Origin of the sequence: Dysgonomonas sp. HDW5A (assembly GCF_011299555.1) — a bacterium.
GTDB lineage: Bacteria > Bacteroidota > Bacteroidia > Bacteroidales > Dysgonomonadaceae > Dysgonomonas_A.
This window is the reverse complement of record NZ_CP049857.1, coordinates 1,033,245-1,051,456: the sequence shown is the minus strand read 5'-3', so window position 1 is coordinate 1,051,456 and position 18,212 is coordinate 1,033,245. Positions and strand designations below refer to the sequence as shown.

The window sequence follows — 18,212 nt, the reverse complement described above, 5'->3', positions numbered from 1 at the left end:
ATTAAATTGAGTCTAATGTGGTTAACGTCATATAAAGAATATCTGTATAGCGGCACTTTCTTTCAGATTATCAGGTACTGATCAATTTAATAAAAAGGTCGGTTATCTTAAAATCGTTAAACTGTTTATGATCCGAAGGAAAATAGATACCTTTGGTCAATAGCATTAAAGCTGACTTATTTTATAGTATGAGTTTATTCGATTTAGTTACAATATTAGGACCTACTGCATCAGGAAAAACCTCTTTTGCCTGTAAACTGGCTAATGATCTGGATACAGAAATTATTAGTGGCGATTCGCGTCAGGTATACCGGGGGATGGATCTTGGTACGGGTAAAGATTTATCTGACTATGTTATTAATGGTAAACCGATTCCTTATCATCTGATAGATATACGTGATGCAGGCTATAAATACAATATATACGAATATCAGCATGACTTTCAGGAGGCATACAAATCGATAAAAGAAAAGAATAAGTTGCCCATCTTGTGCGGAGGTTCGGGATTGTATATCGAATCGGTATTGAAAGGGTATAATTTGATAAATGTTCCAGAGAATAAAGAGCTTCGTCAACAATTAGAAGGCAAGTCTTTAGCCGAGTTGACAATTATACTTACCTCTTATAAATCGTTGCACAACAATACGGATGTTGATACCGCTCAGCGAGCAATCAGAGCTATTGAAATTGAAGAATATAAAAAAGCAAATGATACCGATTGTAATGAATACCCTCCATTAAACAGCCTGATTATAGGAGTTGATATTGATCGTGAGTTAAGACGTACCCGAATTTCGACCCGATTGAAAGCGAGACTCGAAGAAGGCATGATCGAAGAAGTACAATCGCTACTTGATGCAGGAATTCCTGCCGAAGATATTTTATACTACGGATTGGAGTATAAGTTCCTAACCCAATATCTTCTCAAAGAAATTTCTTATACACAAATGTATTCTGAACTCGAAATAGCCATTCATCAGTTTGCCAAACGTCAAATGACATGGTTTAGGGGCATGGAAAAACGAGGACTCAATATTCATTGGATAGATTCAACTCTGCCCGATGACGAAAAGATTGCAAAAGTAAAATCACTTCTTTTCCTGAAGTGAACTAGGTAATACTACAGGAATACTGTCTCTTTTGGCATTCAAATATTTTATACGCATCTGTGCTTTGTCTTTGGCTGTAGCTAAACTGTCTTTTTGAAGCATCAATCTTGATAACTGGTAAGAGTCTGCAATCGCTTTCTTCTGAATGTTGGGAAGAGCAAATGATGTTGTGTTTTTCCCTTTAAGGGTTACAGTAAGCGGACTATCTGCATAGGCGAAAATGAAATTCGCCAGACCATTATCGTGAACAGATGTTGCCTGAACTATTTCGTATTGTTTTCCCATATGGTTGAACCTGAACACAAAACCATCGCCTTCAATCGGTAGCGTCTCTGCAAATTTACCATCCTTGGTATTTACCTTTATGCTGTTGTGTATCTGTCCACCGATATATACACTTTCGATATACATCGAGCCATTGTCATTAACGCCCGATCGTAGAGTGTTGACATTAGGTGTATTACCCGAAATAGTTTTAGGAATATATACACCATAATCATCCTCTTTTTCTTTTCGGTAGGTGAATAGCTTCTTTATAGAATCAATTTTTGGCTGATAAGCAACAATCAGAGAATCACAGTTGTTTATTTGTTTTTCGTCAGAAGCCCTTCTCACTTCTTGTTTTAGAGCTAATGCATCTTTTATCTCCTGAAATGCTTTGGGGAATAAAATCTGAATACTGTCTATTTTTTGAAGTGCAGCTTCGTATTTACCATTTTGATATAACGAATGTATATCGATGAGATACTCTGTTGCCAAAGAGTTTTTCCTTTCTCCGCATGATACTATTCCCAATACTACCAAAAGTAGGATAAAAGTATGTTTAGTCTTCTTCATAACCAACGTGTTTTTTACAAAAATAATATTATTTTGCCGCAAGTACGCCTTATTGTTGTAATTTTGTACCGTAGGTCGCAGACCTTTTTATTTGTTGTAAGGACGAAACTGTCTGGTTGTCACGTATCGGTCAGACGTATAGATATGCTCTCGCAAATAAAAATAGAACAATACATATTTAAGAATACTTGATGAATTATTTAGACAATAAATATATAGAGAAGCATTTTTCGGGAAAGATATTTGATATAATCAGTGAATGTGCAGATGAAATGGGATTGGAGTGCTATGCAATTGGTGGGTATGTGAGAGACATATTCCTGCATCGCAAATCGAAAGATATAGATGTGGTAACAGTAGGTAAAGGGATTGATTTGGCACAAGCTGTTGCCAAACGTCTGGGTCGACCCACTAAGTTATCGGTCTTTCAGAGTTTCGGAACTGCTCAGGTGAAGCACAAAGATATAGAGGTAGAGTTTGTCGGAGCCCGGAAAGAATCGTATGAAAGAGGTTCCCGCAAACCTTTTGTGGAAGATGGTACACTCGAAGATGATCAGAATCGCCGCGATTTTACGATAAATGCATTAGCTATCTGTTTGAATAAAAAACATTACGGAAAACTGCTTGACCCTTTCGGAGGTTTGGAGGATCTGGAGAATTGCATTATTCGTACACCTCTTGATCCTGATATAACCTTTAGTGACGATCCTTTGCGAATGATGCGCGGAATACGCTTTTCGAGCCAACTCGGGTTCGATATCGAAGGTCGGACTTTTGACGCTATCAGTGCGAATAAAGAGCGTATCAGTATTGTTTCTCAGGAACGTATTATTGATGAATTAAATAAAATAGTATTATCTCCCAAGCCATCTGTAGGTTTTTTGTTACTTGATAAAACAGGCTTGTTGGAACTTATATTTCCGGAACTCGTTGCTCTTAAAGGGGCTGAAACAAAAGATGGAATAGGGCACAAAGACAATTTCTATCATACATTGGCTGTGCTGGATAATATCTCCAGAAAAACAGATGACCTTTGGTTGCGCTGGGCAGCCATTCTTCATGATATTGCTAAGCCTGCAACAAAGCGTTGGGATCCTAAATTGGGTTGGACTTTTCACAATCATAACTTTGTAGGAGCGAAAATGACTCACGGTATATTTCGTCAAATGAAATTACCGTTGAATGAAAAGATGAAATATGTTCAAAAGTTGGTGGGGCTGCATATGCGTCCTGTTACTTTGGTTGAAGATGTGGTTTCGGATTCAGCTGTCAGACGTTTGTTATTTGAGGCAGGAGATGATATTGAAGATCTGATGACCTTATGTGAGGCAGATATAACTTCGAAGAATCCTGATAAAGTTCGCCGTTTTCTGAAGAATTTCGAAATAGTACGTCAGAAGATGAAAGATATTGAGGAGAAAGATCATGTGCGTAATTTTCAGCCCCCGATTTCGGGTGAAGAAATTATGGAGATTTTCAATATTCCTCAGGGAGCGATGGTTGGTCGGCTTAAATCTTCCATAAAGGATGCCATATTAGATGGTGTAATACCTAATGAATATGATGCCGCCTATAAATATCTGGTTGATAAAGCAGATGCTTTAGATTTGAAACCCATAAAATAAAGCAAATCATTATAAGCGGTTTTGTCAAAAATAAAAAGCAAAGGTCTGAAACCTTTGCTTTTTATTTTTATATGCTAGAATTACGTGAATCCAGCAATTTTTCAATGATCTCGTTATCTACTTCACTGTCGAATTTTCGAGCAAATGGGCAGGTTTTTTTTCGGATATTATCATAATCTTCTATCCTTAAAGTACGAGGATATTCAGGTCCCGTACCCCAATCAAGGTGAGTGATATGTTCGTTTTTTATTTTACAGTTTGATGTGGCTAAGATCGTTTGCATCCATAGCTCATCGGTGCAGAAACAATATTTTAGCCTTTTCATAAATCGTGGATTTTCGTCGATAAAAGAGATCAGATAATCCATTGCATCTTGTCTTAGAAGTACCCAGTTCGATCCCCCGTAAACATCCATTCCTTTGTAGAAAGGTCTTCTTGTATTGTATTTTAGTTGTATCTTTCGGATATTACCGATCAGCTTCCTGCGAAAAGTATCCCAAAGGCTATTGCCTGTTATGTCATGCTCCCAATAAAGCTCGTATCTGTTTATTCCTCCATTATAAGCCCAATGCTTTATTGGCAGTTTGTCTGAAACAATATAGCTGGAGTCATTTTTATAGATGAAATTCTTGATCTCTTCATTTGAGAGCAATGGTAAATCCTGCCCACTAATCAAAGCATAGTACTTATAGTTTCCTTTATAAGCCTGTTGAAAGAGAAAGAGAGAACATGCTGATAAGTTATACCCTCCCCATACGACATGAAGTTTCGAGTAGAACCGGATATTAGGATACTTAGCTGTAAGTTCTTCTTTGTTTATCGCTGACGTCTTATCAATATGAACATATAAATCGAAATCATCTGCTAAATTACTCAACAGTAATTCGAGCTGGGTCTGATTTTTATGAGCTATGATTAGAATCGCGATCTCATTCATTGCATTGTGGTTTAGTAAAAGTTGAACATGTCGTCAATACCACCTCCTTGCTGAATATCAGCAGCATTCATAAGAGGTTCTCCGTCAGCAGTTGATCCTGCACAAGGATTCGGATTACCGGTCACTTTACTAAATTGGTCTTCTACCGAGTAGCCTAAAGTAGGATCGGCATATACCTTTTGCATAAATAATCCGAAGATCGGAAGAGCCATACTGGCACCTTGCCCCTGAGCTGTACGGTCGAAGTGGATGGAGCGATCTTCACCACCTACCCAAGTTGCAGTAACTAATTTAGGCGTGAATCCCATAAACCAACCATCCGAGTTATTTTGGGTTGTTCCGGTCTTACCTCCCATCGGAGCTCTCAGATTATATTTATATCTAACTCTGCTACCTGTACCTCCGTCCATTACGGCACGTAACATATCAAGCATTTTTACAGAGGTCATTTCATTAAATACCTCTTTCATTCGAGGCTCAAATGTTGCAATAACATTTCCATGAGCATCTTCTATGCGGGTTACATAGGACGGTAATGATCTGATTCCTTTATTAACAAAAGCGGTGTAAGCTCCTGCCATTTCGGATACGGATACATCGGGAGTACCTAGAGCTAACGATACTACGGGATCTATCTTTCCTGTAATACCAAACGAATGTAAGGTACGCACAAAAGAGTAGGGGGATGTCTGTTTCATCAGATAGGCAGTTACCCAGTTATCCGAGTTTTGTAACCCCCATTTGATAGATACCATTTCGCCTACTCGTGAAGATGATGCATTACGTGGCGACCACTCTTTGCCATCTTCGGTGATCAGCACTTGTTGCACATGGAGCATCTGGTCGCAAGGCGTCATACCTTCTTCCATAGCCAGTGTGTACAGGAATGGTTTTATGGTAGAACCTACTTGTCGGCGTCCCACGCTTGCCATATCATATTGGAAATATTTGAAATCAATTCCACCTACGTAAGCTTTAACCTGACCGTTGTGAGGTTCCATAGCCATGAATCCGGCACGTAAGAAACTTTTGTGATAACGTATCGAATCCCATGGGGTCATGGTTGTATCTACATCTCCCGACCAAGAGAATACTTTCATGTCGGTAGGTTGTTTGAACACTTTAAGTATTTCACTATCAGAATAACCTTCTCTCTTCATATTTCGATAGCGGTCAGATACTTTCATCGATTTGTAGATCAGAGAATCGGCTTGCTTGGCAACACTGGAAGAGAACGGAGCGTATGAGCGTCCTTTTTTCTCCTTATCGAATAATGGTTGCAGGTCTTTACTTAAATGTTCCTTCATAGCTTCTTCTGCATAAGTTTGCATTTTAGAATCTATAGTGGAATATATTTTTAAACCGTCAGTATATAAACTGTATGGTTTTCCGTCTGCTTTTTTATTCTTGTTACACCATCCATACAATGGATCTGTTTCCCATGAAAGAGAATCCAGCGTATATTGTTCTTGCTGCCATGATGCATAATTGTCGCGATCGGGTTTCTTGGCTGTCATTGCCACACGTAGATATTCTCTGAAATAAGGAGCTAAACCATCTTTATGGTCTACTCTTACGTAATCAAGAACCAGTGGTAATTCTTTTAAAGAATCCAGTTCGGCTTTAGTAATGTAATTTGCCTTATACATCTGTTCCAGCACAACATTACGACGCCCTCTTGTTGCATCGGGTCTTCTTTTGGGATTGAAGTGAGACGGATTTTTACACATCCCGATAAGGGTTGCCGCTTCTTCTATTGTAAGATCTTTCGGCTTTTTATTGAAATACACCTTGGCGGCCGATTGTATACCCACTGCATTATTTAGGAAGTCAAATTTATTAAGATATAAATTGATGATTTCCTCTTTGGTATAGTTACGTTCCAGTTGAACGGCAATAACCCATTCGATTGGTTTTTGAAGCACCCTGTCTACAACGTCATCTACAGGAGGTGAGTAAAGTTGTTTTGCTAATTGCTGAGAAATGGTACTACCTCCTCCTCCGCTTTCTTGCTGGAAAATAACACGCTTAACAACTGCACGTCCTACTGCATATACGTCTATACCCGAATGTCCGTAAAAACGGGCATCTTCGGTAGCAACCAGAGCTTGCACCAAATAGGGAGATAGTTCATCGTAACTCGAATATATTCTATTCTCTTTACTTTGAGAGTAGGTTCCTAGTAGTTCATTGTCAGATGAGTATACTTGTGAAGCGTACTTGTCGATAGGATTTTCCAAATCTTCGATGGGTGGGGTGTAGCCTATAGCTCCACTGGCAATAAGTGTAAAAACTGTAGCCGTAATTAATATTACAGTAATAAATATTATCCACAGCAATTTCACAATCTTTTTGGACTTATTTCCTGAATCTTTTCCTTTTTTCTTATCCTGTTTGCTCATATAAATAATTTCAAGTATTTATTGCTACTCCGATGAGTATAACTGCCTTTAGTTATTTCATCAGTCAAAGCAATAGACCTTAATCTTCGAAACATAAATGAAAATCAATTTCTCGATTAATGTTTTAACCGTGCGAAAGTAATCAAAAACAATCAAATATCACAAAAGATTGATTCAGTTTTATAAAAGCTTAGGATACAAGTGGTGTTGACCTATTCTTTCTTGGTTTTTTCTTAATACTTTTTAGGTAAAATATATAATATCCGGTAAGTGGTAATGTGCCTCCGATGATACAAGCCAGACATGTCAAAATGCGTATAATAATCCCTCCGAATGCTCCTACATGCAGAGCGTAAGCCCATGACATAATTTTAGAGACCGATTTTTGCTCCGAAAAAAGAGATGCTTTGATAATTTCGCCCGAATTATTATCCAAAGTGTATTTATCTGTAGCTCTTAAATGAGGTGCCGATTTATCCAATACTGTTGCTGAGCCATCGGATATAGTGATGTATTCGTTTTGTGGAACTTGTTTGGCTAAATTATCCAAAGCCATTTGCCACGACTGGTAATTTATTTCTTTTGGTTTTTTGCTCTCTCTCTCGCCACCCCCGTGTCCTCCTTTGTCGGCAGGGATTTCTGCTCCGAATAATTTGCACACTCCATTTCGATACCATTCAAAAGACCACATCAGTCCTGTAAGTGCAGAAATGAGCAGGAAAACACATACATATATTCCAAGACTAACGTGAAGATCGTGAAAGAAGCGCTTCCATCCTGATTTCGTTTTTATTGTGAATCGGCTTTTTAGCTTCTTCTTATCAGTAGGAGCCCACCATACAAGTCCACTGATGAGGATAAATACAAATAATATAGTAGTTATACCAACAGTGTATTTACCCCATGTGCGCGATCCGTCCATAAGCCATCTGTGTAATGACATCATCGTGAAGAAAAAGCTGTCTCTGAAACTGTATGTTCCTTTTAGTTCTCCCGTGTAAGGGTCAACAAAAGCCGAAATGCGGAATCCATTGGATAGAGAGGCTATATAGGTACGTTTGGGGTCGGAGCTTACTTTTATGCCCGAAACTGTATTGTCTTTGAGTTGCGTATTTACTATCGGTATTAATTGGTCGATAGGTATCTTTTTATCTTTTACTTCTTCAACAAAATAGCGTTCGGGATAATATGCTTCAAGGATTTCTGTTTCAAATGAAAGGATGGCGCCTGTAATACAAATTATTGTAATTATTAAGCCCACAGGCAGAGATAGCCATAAATGTACTTTTTTGAAAAATTTTCGAGTTGTCATTGGGTTTAAGTAAAAGTTAGAATTTGATGTATGGGCTATATTATGCCCATAGCAAAGCAATAAAAGGTCTGTGACCTTAAAAAATGAACCGATGTTCTGAATTGTTATTCAAAACATCGGATACACTTTGTCATTAAGTCAGTAAGTTATATTTAAAGTCAAAATATTTATATTATAACATTAGCAAAGGTAGGAGTAACCCAATTACTCTGCAATCGCAATTAATGATGAATTTGTAAGGGTTCAATCACCATAAATAGTGATTGAAATAAAAAGGTTTCGCTCTTGAGCGAAACCTTTTTAGTAAATTATTCATGAAAAATAAATTTCATTAAAATCTATAAGCTACCATTGCTGCAAAATTGCGAGGGTCAATTTGATTGATGTATCCTCCACGGAAATAAGAATTATATCCTAGCTCATCAAATATATTATTCATAAATACTCGGGCAGTAAAAGGGCCTGTTGTATATCCTAACTGAACATTTACAGTAGTGTACGCAGGCATATCGAATGGTTTAATGCCCGGAGCATAGATGTGTCCATCATAAGCAGTGCTAAATTCATTAACAGGACGTTTTCCAACATAGTATGTTCCCAAACCTATAGATAAGCCCTTTAATGTACTTCTGTCTAGAGTATAATGTATCCAACCATTGGCAGTGTGTTTTGGGGCATTCATCGGAGCCGATCCGTTTACATAAGAAGGACTGTTTTCATATTTTGCATCTAAATAAGCATACCCTAGCATGACTTGCAGGTTGTTTAATATACGTCCGTTTAACTCAACTTCAACACCTCTTCTTTTTAAATCACCAGCTTTGTATACATAGCCTGTAGTATTGGTTGTTCCAGGGATATACTCATTGTTGGTTAGATTTTCAGTAATGATATCGAAATAAGTAAAGTTGAAGCGAAGTCTGTCTCCCAGCCAGTCAGATTTAAATCCTGCTTCAAATTGTTTAGTAACTGAAGGGCCTGCTTCTGTAATGCTATCGGTAAGTATACTTGCTGCTCCTCTTAGGCTTGTACTTGTTGTATAAGATGCGAATACATTTACATTCTTAATCGGAGTCACCATTACCCCTACCATCGGGTTCCACGCATCTCTTGTCTCATTTCCTGCTGTAGCACTCAGGTTCGATATAGAGCTGTAACGTACGCCTAAAATTAATTTCAGATAATCGTTTATAGTCATTACTTCCTGAGCCATTAAACCGTAAGTCGAATATTTAGATCTTACAGGAGCAGCTTCCTTACCTAATCCGCTTTTCTTTATTTTATCGGCAGAAGGAGGTGTATTGTTTACCGGATTTAAAACGTTTATAGTATCAACCACCATAGACCCTAGACTTGTAGTGAAGGCATTAGCCATACGATAATCGAATCCTAGTTGAAAAGTGTGCTTAATTGAACCTGTATATACATCCCTTCCTATGAAGTCTAATTGGAATGTTGTATTTTTATCATCTCTTTGAGATCGGGATATAGTACGCTGTCTTATATCATAATCAATCGGTTTGCCTTTTTCAGATACTGTTGAAAGCCCTGTTGATGTATTGTCGAAGTTATAAGATGAATTGAAATAAGCAGCTCTGATGCTCAACTTGTCAGTAATCATACGGTTTAGACGAGCCGAATAAGTCAACATCTTTGTGTTCACATTGTCAATGCCTTTAAATCCTAAGAACTTATCGAAAGGCATTTCGTATAAGGCTTCTGTACCAATATCTGCAAGGTTTACGGTACTTGTCACCGGAGTTGCGTCTTCATTCAAATAGTCTAACTCAAGATTAACTGTGGTTTTATCATCAGGACGCCATTCTAAAGATGGGTTTATATATGCCCGGCTTGATGATACATATTTACGGTAGTTATCTGCACGTTCATATGCTCCATTCAAACGGAAAGCAACAGTTCTGTTTTTGTCCAATATAGTTTGCACGTCAAAGGTTGGGCGTACTTCACCCCAACTGCCTACTCTAAGGGTTGCTTCACCGGTATTTACAAATTTAGGAGTTTTAGTTACCACATTGATAACACCTCCTGCATTTCCTAAATCGGTAATAACACCTTGTGTTACCGCAGCAGATCCTTTTATCATCTGCAAACTCTCTACACCTTGCATATCTACTACACCTGATGCCGTTTGAAACTGAGAGTCCATTCTTACGCCATTTTTCAATACAGGTATTCCACGGAAGCCACGGGTTGACATACTTTCCTTTACACCACCGTATGAACCGAAAAGAGTAACCCCAGGTACGTTTCGTAAGGCATCTGTAAGGGTTAAAGCTCCTTGTTCCGCAATCACTTTCTCTGATATTACCGATATGGTTTGTATCTGCTCACTTGGGCGTAAGGGCATACGGGTGATCAATTCTAGCTTTTCAGGTTGTTTATGGCGTTCGCCAAAGACTTCAACCTCATTTAATGTATTACTTACTTTTAAATCAAAACGTATTGTTTGTCTGGAGTCATCTGTTATTGTAACCTCTTGCTTTTTTGAATCGTATCCGATGAAGCTGGCCGAAATTTTAAATGTACCGTTGGGCAGATTTTTGAATCTGAATTCTCCATTGTCATTTGTGAGCGTTGAGTAATTAGTTCCTTCGATCACAATTGTTGCTGAAACGAGCGGCTCTCCGTTTTCGTCGTAAACACTTCCTCTCACTCTTTGTGCTGAGGCATATGTTGCACATATCAAAAGCAATAAAAGTGAAAAATTAATTTTTTTGAACATGATTTTATTTATGGTTTAGTTAAAATTGATATAAATTAGAAAAGAGTTGCAAAGGTCAAGATTCGAGACCTTGGTGTCAATCGCAATAAATAATGATATTATATATCGATTATAGCTTAATCTAGGTATTTGGTATATGTAATAGCTCGTGTTGAGGTAGGTTGATTAAGAAGTTGAGATTTGTATACTCGCTAAAATGAGTATTGTTTTATATTAGAATTATCACTTTTTATCTCGGTTGTATCTGCTGGGATTGTAAAAAGGTCTGTGACTTTGTAACTTCACTTTTGTAATTATGTCTAGTTTGTATTGAAATTATTTATCTTTGTCAAAAAGAAATTTAAAATGAGTCGATCTAAGTTAGTTTTGTTGTTTGGTATCTTTTTCAGTATGTTTTTCATGGCTTGTTCAGAGCCAAGCATACAGGATGATGCCCAGAAAGCAGCTGAATTGTCGAGATTATCGAATATTTCAGCTATGGATAATGATTTGGGTGCTGCCGGAAAATTGTATAATGAAGCCCAGGAGATTATGAATAAATACAGGCAGAATGGTAAGTTTGATGAGTTTTATCAGCTATATAGTAGTTATTTGCAGGAAAGTGCAGCTTTAGAGGATCAAAAAACTCAAACTATATCGTCCGAGTCCGGATCTGATTTAACGCCTAATAATTAAAAAACATAACTAAGAATAAGCAAATGTCAGAAATTACGCCAACAGAAGAAAAGAAAAGTCTAAACTTTATAGAAGTAATAGTTGAAAAAGACTTGCAAGAGGGAAAAGACGGAGGACGTATTCAAACGCGCTTCCCACCTGAGCCAAATGGTTATTTGCATATAGGACATGCAAAAGCAATTTGTTTAGATTTTGGTTTGGCACAGAAATATAAGGGAATATGCAATCTTCGCTTCGATGATACTAATCCTGTGAAAGAAGATGTAGAATATGTTGACGCTATCATGGAGGATATCCAATGGTTAGGATTTGATTGGGCGAATGTGTATTATGCATCCGATTATTTTCCTAAGCTATGGGATTTTGCTATCCAACTGATTAAGGAGGGTAAAGCCTATATTGATGAGCAGTCGGCAGAAGAAATTGCAAAACAAAAAGGGACTCCTACTCAGGCCGGAACTCATAGTCCATACAGAGACCGTCCGATTGAAGAAAATCTCGATTTATTTGAAAAAATGAATCAGGGAGTTTTTGAAGAGGGTAGTATGGTATTGAGGGCTAAAATAGATATGGCTTCTTCTAATATGCATTTTAGAGATCCTATAATATATAGAATCATCAAACAAGCTCACCATCGTACAGGTAACCAGTGGTATGCATATCCGATGTATGATTTTGCTCACGGGCAATGTGATTATTTCGAGGGTGTTACCCATTCTATTTGTACTTTGGAATTTGTGGTTCATCGTCCTCTTTATGATTGGTTTATAGATCAATTGGCTACCAGTGATTATCGTCCGGCTCAATATGAATTTAACCGTTTGAATCTTACTTACACAATGATGAGTAAGCGCAAGCTGTTACAATTGGTGAAAGAGGGATTGGTAAACGGTTGGGATGACCCTCGTATGCCTACCATTAGCGGATTTAGAAGACGAGGATATACGCCCGAATCGATACGTAACTTTATTGACAGGATTGGTTATACCAAATATGATGGTGTAATAGATGTTGCTTTGTTGGAATATGCTATTCGTGAAGACCTGAATAAAAGGGCAACGCGTGTGTCAGTTGTTATGGATCCTATAAAACTGATATTGACGAATTATCCCGAAGGTCAAACTGAGATAATGGATGCACAAAATAATCCTGAAGATGAAAATTCAGGAAGCCATAAAGTGGTATTTTCTCGTGAACTATATATCGAGAAAGATGATTTTATGGAGGATGCTCCTAAAAAATATTTCCGCCTTACTCCCGGACAGGAAGTGCGCTTGAAACATGGTTATATAATAAAATGTACAGGGTGTAAACATGATGAAGCCGGAAATGTTATAGAGGTATATGCCGAATATGATCCGATGACCAAAAGTGGTATGGCTGAAAGTAACCGCAAGGTAAAAGGGACTATCCATTGGGTGTCAACTGAAGATGCTGTAGATATAGATGCTCGTTTGTATGATCGTCTTTTTCTATCGGAAAATCCGGGAGATGAAAAAGAGGGTGATTTTAGAGACTTTTTGAATCCCGAATCATTGATTGTGAAAACAGGCTGTAAAGCAGAGTCTTATTTGAAAGAAGCTAAAGCTTACGATCATTTTCAATTTCAAAGGATTGGGTATTTTAATGTTGATCCAGACTCTACTCCCGATCATTTGGTGTTTAATAGAACAGTTACACTAAAAGATTCATGGAGTAAAATGAAAGATAAGTAAATATATTGTTTATGGAAGAACGTGATATCTCTGATTTACTAGCCCGTTATGAGCAAATGCTTCTGACGGGTAAGAGCATGTACTTTGATGCCGATGAATACGATGATTTGGCTGAGTACTATGATAAATTGGATGATATTGAAACAGCCCGTGAGATAGTTGATCTTGGGCTGAGTATTCATCCTGATAATGAGGCTTTAATGTTGAGGTTTGGGAAGTATTTGGTTTATGATGCCAAATACACTACTGCTTTACATTATCTTAATTCTCGATTTTCTTCTTATGATTTTGAGCTTTATCTATTGAAGATAGAGTGTTTGCTTCACTTAGATTTGTATGCAGAAGCATATGAATTGACGGCTGAGATATTGAGTGATGAAGATACCGATCTGGATGTGATATTATCGGAATTGGGCTTTCTTTATGTAGGGGCAGAGTATTATGATGAGGCAATTCTTTATTTTGAGAAGAGCTTAGAGTATGACCCTAATAACATGGAAGTACTTAATGACCTTGCATATGCTTATGAGGTTAAATCCGATTTCGCTTCTGCTATTATAGTCTGTAATCAGATATTGGATGCAGACCCTTATTCAATAGATAGCTGGATAATGCTGGGTAAGTTATATTCTCTTGAGGAAGATTTTGAGAAAGCGATTGACGCTTTTGATTTTGCTTTAGCTCTGGACGAGACTAATATAAATATTCTCAAATTAAAAGCCCATTGTCTGTTATTATCTGAGCGGTCAGAAGAAGCCATTGAAATGCTGAAAGAATGTATTAAAATGTCTCCGGATGAAAGTTTGTTATATCTTTCTCTGGCAGAATGCTATATGAGCCTTGAACAGTATAAAGATGTTTTGAAAGCTCTTTCTGCTTATGAAGATTTGGTTGGCGAAACACCTGAGTCAATGGCTAAAAAGGCACATGCCTATTTGTTGCAGGGGAAGATTGACGAGGCAGTGGAATTTATAGATAAGGCGTTGAATGCAGACTCTGATTCTTTTGACGTAAATATGATTGCAGGCGAAGTATATTTGAAATTAAATATTCCGTCAGGTGCTGAGATTTTTTATAAAAAGGCTCTTACTCTTAATGAGGAGAATGCAGAGGAAGTTCTGGAGAAGCTTGTTTCGGTATATCTTCGTAAAGACGAGTTGCTAAATGCTATTGAATGTCAGGAAAGATTGTTTGAGATAACAGAATCAACTCAATCTCATGAAAAGTTAGCATTGTTATATATGGAGAATGGAGATAAAGAGAGTTTTCAGGCTGCTATTGAATCTTTCGATGATGAATCGCTATTTTCTATTCTCTCAGTTTTTTATCCTAACGATATGTCAGATCCTCCTAGTCGTGAATCAATGCTGCTTCGGTTAAATGAAGCTTATGAATGCCGATTATTGTATAAAAATATTAAATACTAGGGTTCTTATTGTCGTATCTTAACACTTTGAAGTGTTTGTGAGAAACGATTTTGGAGTAATCTGTTAATTTGTAAACCGTTGGTCTTTTGATTGACGGTTTTTTATGTTTGTATAAATATGCATTTGAGATTTTCTTGACAATTTGATGTTATTTTTCATTTTTTACTCTATTAATATGGAGTAGGGAGTCTTCGTTTGTATCTAATATCTTTTTTAAATAAAGAAAAACTAACATTTAACATGGCAAATTTTGTGTATTTTGTGAAAAAAATATACATTTGCGACTCCCATTGTGAAATAATGTAAAAGAATTCCCTTGGACTTGTGGATAATTGATTGATATTAAAATAATTGAGTAATTTAAAGTAGTGTTTATGAAAAAATTGATAATGATTTTGACTTGTATCATTGCAAGTGTCGGGTTATCAGTAGCTCAAACAACACGAGTTTCAGGTACAATCTTAGATGATACCGGTGAAACCGTGATTGGAGCTTCAGTCGTAGCTAAAGGTACAACTGTAGGAACAGTGACCGATATCGATGGTAATTTCTCTTTGAATATTCCATCAGATAGAAAAACGCTAGTGATTTCTCTTATTGGTATGAAAACCAAAGAAGTAGCAGCCGGAACAAATTTGAAAATCATCATGGAAAATGATTCAAAATTAATGGATGAGGTTGTAGTAACAGGTTATGGTCTGGTTAAGAAGGCTACATTTACAGGGTCGGCGACTACTGTTCAGTCTAAAGCGTTGACAGACATAACCAGTTCTTCAGTAGATAAAGCTTTACAAGGAAACTCTGCCGGTTTGCTTACTCAAGCAGCTTCAGGACAACCTGGTGCAGGTCAGAGGATAGTTGTGAGAGGGCTTGGTTCTGTGAATGCAGGTACTGAACCTTTGTGGATTGTAGACGGAGTTCCTATTGCTACAGGTAATTTTGGACAATTGACTTCTACCGGAGAAACTACTTATTCTGATAACTCGAATGCTTTGGCTGGTATAAATCCGAATGATATCGAAAGCATAACTGTGTTGAAAGATGCTTCTGCTACATCTATTTATGGAGCTCGTGCAGCAAATGGGGTAGTGGTAGTTACCACTAAATCAGGGATTGATGGCAAGACCAGATTCTCTTTATCTTCTAATTATGGCTGGTCAAGAAGAGCTACCAATAATTTTAAGGTAATGAACAAAGCTCAATATACTGAATATATGACAGAGGCTTTGTTTAATAGTGGAGGATATAGTTCTTTGGATGAAGCTCAACAGGATTTATTTGATACTTTTCCTAAAGATGCAAATGGAAATTCGTATAATTTTAATTGGATGGATAGAACATATAGAAATGATGCGCCTACCTATTCATTTGATATCTCGGCAAATGGAGGTAATGCGAAAACTAAATTCTTTGTTTCAGCAGGATATTTTAATCAAGAAGGTATTTTAGAGGCATCGGCTATGAATCGTATCTCGAACAAATTCAATATAACTCATGCCTACTCAAATAAACTTAGATTTGGATTGAGTAGTACTCTATCTTTGACTAAGCAAGAAACTCCATTAACAACAAGTTCTTATTATTCTAATCCAGTATTGGCATCAGCTATAATACCAGCTCTTGATCCAGGCGAAATAGACGGAGTTCCAACGAAGTTAACTGTTTTATCTGCAAATTTTTTGGCGAATATAAAATATAACTATGCTAACTCTAGAACTTATAGAGTTATTGAGAGTGCTTTTGTAGAATATGATCTTCTGGAAGGGTTGACCTTTAAAACACAATGGGGTGTTGACTTTATGCAAGTGAATGAGGCTCAGTGGGATGATCCAAGGGTTCCCGGTAATACAGCATCTACTCTTGGAGGACGTGCTACACGTACAGGAGGAGAAAGTTTAGTTTGGAACATTACTAATACATTGAATTATAATAAAGTATTTGATAAAGTTCATAATTTAAATGTAATGGTTGGACAAGAAGCAAATGATGACTCTTATCGCTATCAAATTGCTGCTTCGGAAGGTTTTCCTACTCCCGATTTTCAAGAGTTGACAGCAGGAGCCAATCCTGTTACAGCTGAAAGTGATTATAAGCATGTGAGACTGTTTTCTTTATTCACTAGAGTAAACTATGCATATGATAACAAATATATTTTGTCAACAAGTTTCCGTCGAGACGGTTCTTCTCGATTCTCTAAAGACAATCTATATTCAAACTTCTGGTCTGTTGGTGGACAATGGAGAATGAGTCAGGAGAATTTCCTTCAAAATGTAGAATGGTTAACAAATCTAGGCCTAAGAGCTAGTTATGGAACATCAGGTAATTCAGATGTTACTACTTTTACGACTGCTGGGTCAGAACTTGATGGAAGACACCCTGCATTAGGATTATATTCTGGTGGAGCCAATTATAATGGAGTATCAGGTATTTACCCATTGCAGATGGTTAATAATGATTTGAAATGGGAGTCAACAGCTTCATTTAACGTAGGTGTAGATTTCTCTGCTTTTAATAATAGATTATCTACAACTCTTGAATTCTACAATAAGAATACAACAGATCTACTATTCCGTGTCCCAGTATCTTCTACTACCGGATTTACCACAGCAATGAGAAACGTGGGAAGTATGAGAAATAGAGGAGTAGAATGGACAATATCAGGGGTTCCTGTTGTTACTAAAGATTTTGAATGGACTGTTAGCTTCAATATAAGTCATAATAAGAATAAAGTAACAGAACTGTATGGAGGACAAGATATCATTACTACAAATCGAATCAAACGTGAAGGGGAAGATGTTCAGTCTATTTATACTTATGAATGGGCTGGTGTAGATCCAGAAGATGGTGCTCCAATGTGGTATGCGGAAGATGGAAGTAAAGTGAAAAGTATTTCAAAAGCTAATAGACGAATTGTTGGATCTGCAGCTCCTAAATACTTTGGCGGTTTAACAAATACGTTTAAATATAAGGGATTTGACTTGTCTGCATTGTTCTACTTCAATCAAGGTAATAAGATTTCAGACCAGACTTTGGCCATGGTGAATGCTTTTGGTGCTAGAGGTTTATGGAATCAATCACCAGATGTGTTGAATAGATGGCAAAAACCAGGAGACATAACAGATGTTCCAAAAGTTATCTATGGTGTATCTCCTTCAGTATATGCTCCAATGTCTACTAGATATGTATATGATGGTTCTTTTATCCGTTTGAGAAATTTAAATATCGGCTATACATTACCAAATGTACCAGGATTACGTATTTATTTCCAAGGAACGAATCTTTTGACTTTTACAGATTATAAAGGACTTGATCCTGAAGTTGGAATTAACGGAGACCCATGGTTTGGATATCCTGTTGCTAAAACCATGACATTTGGTTTTAATTACAATTTTTAAATCTTAGTTCTTGAACCTATTTTAAATTAAGAAAA

The 18,212-nt window shown here is 37.2% G+C and carries 11 protein-coding genes; 6 read left to right on the top strand and 5 right to left on the bottom strand.

Annotated features, from left to right (window positions below; translation table 11 throughout):
* The first annotated feature begins 188 nt into the window (after positions 1-188).
* The gene (gene miaA, locus G7050_RS04380; RefSeq protein ID WP_166111735.1) at positions 189-1,109 is read left to right on the top strand and encodes a tRNA (adenosine(37)-N6)-dimethylallyltransferase MiaA; all 921 of its coding nucleotides are present in this window, start codon (positions 189-191) and stop codon (positions 1,107-1,109) included.
* On the opposite strand, the gene G7050_RS04375 is transcribed toward miaA, so the two are convergent.
* Complete coding sequence (locus G7050_RS04375; RefSeq protein WP_166111732.1) at positions 1,089-1,946, bottom strand: hypothetical protein; 858 nt, start codon at positions 1,944-1,946, stop codon at positions 1,089-1,091. The genes miaA and G7050_RS04375 overlap by 21 nt on opposite strands.
* A gap of 191 nt (positions 1,947-2,137) precedes the next feature.
* Between G7050_RS04375 and G7050_RS04370 the strand changes: the two genes are divergently transcribed.
* Entirely contained in the window at positions 2,138-3,571 is a 1,434-nt protein-coding gene (locus G7050_RS04370; RefSeq protein WP_166111729.1) for a CCA tRNA nucleotidyltransferase, read from the top strand.
* Positions 3,572-3,638: 67 nt separating this feature from the next.
* Here G7050_RS04370 and G7050_RS04365 read toward each other — a convergent pair whose 3' ends face one another.
* From G7050_RS04365 to G7050_RS04350, 4 genes are all read right to left on the bottom strand, one after another.
* On the bottom strand, positions 3,639-4,508 hold the full coding sequence (locus tag G7050_RS04365) for a beta-1,6-N-acetylglucosaminyltransferase (RefSeq protein WP_166111726.1): 870 nt from the start codon (positions 4,506-4,508) through the stop codon (positions 3,639-3,641).
* An 11-nt stretch (positions 4,509-4,519) separates the two neighbouring features.
* Positions 4,520-6,910, bottom strand: coding sequence for a transglycosylase domain-containing protein (locus G7050_RS04360; RefSeq protein WP_166111723.1), 2,391 nt, complete (start codon positions 6,908-6,910; stop codon positions 4,520-4,522).
* Positions 6,911-7,100: 190 nt separating this feature from the next.
* Positions 7,101-8,222: a PepSY domain-containing protein gene (locus G7050_RS04355; protein ID WP_166111720.1), complete on the bottom strand. Its 1,122-nt coding sequence runs from the start codon at positions 8,220-8,222 to the stop codon at positions 7,101-7,103.
* Positions 8,223-8,553: 331 nt separating this feature from the next.
* Positions 8,554-10,965, bottom strand: coding sequence for a TonB-dependent receptor (locus tag G7050_RS04350; RefSeq protein WP_166111716.1), 2,412 nt, complete (start codon positions 10,963-10,965; stop codon positions 8,554-8,556).
* A 345-nt stretch (positions 10,966-11,310) separates the two neighbouring features.
* On the opposite strand from G7050_RS04350, the gene G7050_RS04345 reads away from it, so the two are divergent.
* The 4 genes from G7050_RS04345 (at position 11,311) to G7050_RS04330 (ending at position 18,177) form a co-directional block, all read left to right on the top strand.
* Positions 11,311-11,640, top strand: coding sequence for a hypothetical protein (locus tag G7050_RS04345; RefSeq protein WP_166111713.1), 330 nt, complete (start codon positions 11,311-11,313; stop codon positions 11,638-11,640).
* A 23-nt stretch (positions 11,641-11,663) separates the two neighbouring features.
* Entirely contained in the window at positions 11,664-13,355 is a 1,692-nt protein-coding gene (locus G7050_RS04340; protein ID WP_166111710.1) for a glutamine--tRNA ligase/YqeY domain fusion protein, read from the top strand.
* Positions 13,356-13,366: 11 nt separating this feature from the next.
* On the top strand, positions 13,367-14,782 hold the full coding sequence (locus G7050_RS04335; protein WP_166111707.1) for a tetratricopeptide repeat protein: 1,416 nt from the start codon (positions 13,367-13,369) through the stop codon (positions 14,780-14,782).
* Positions 14,783-15,156: 374 nt separating this feature from the next.
* A complete protein-coding gene (locus G7050_RS04330; RefSeq protein WP_166111704.1) occupies positions 15,157-18,177 on the top strand; it encodes a TonB-dependent receptor in 3,021 nt (1,006 codons plus the stop codon).
* Positions 18,178-18,212 lie beyond the last annotated feature (35 nt).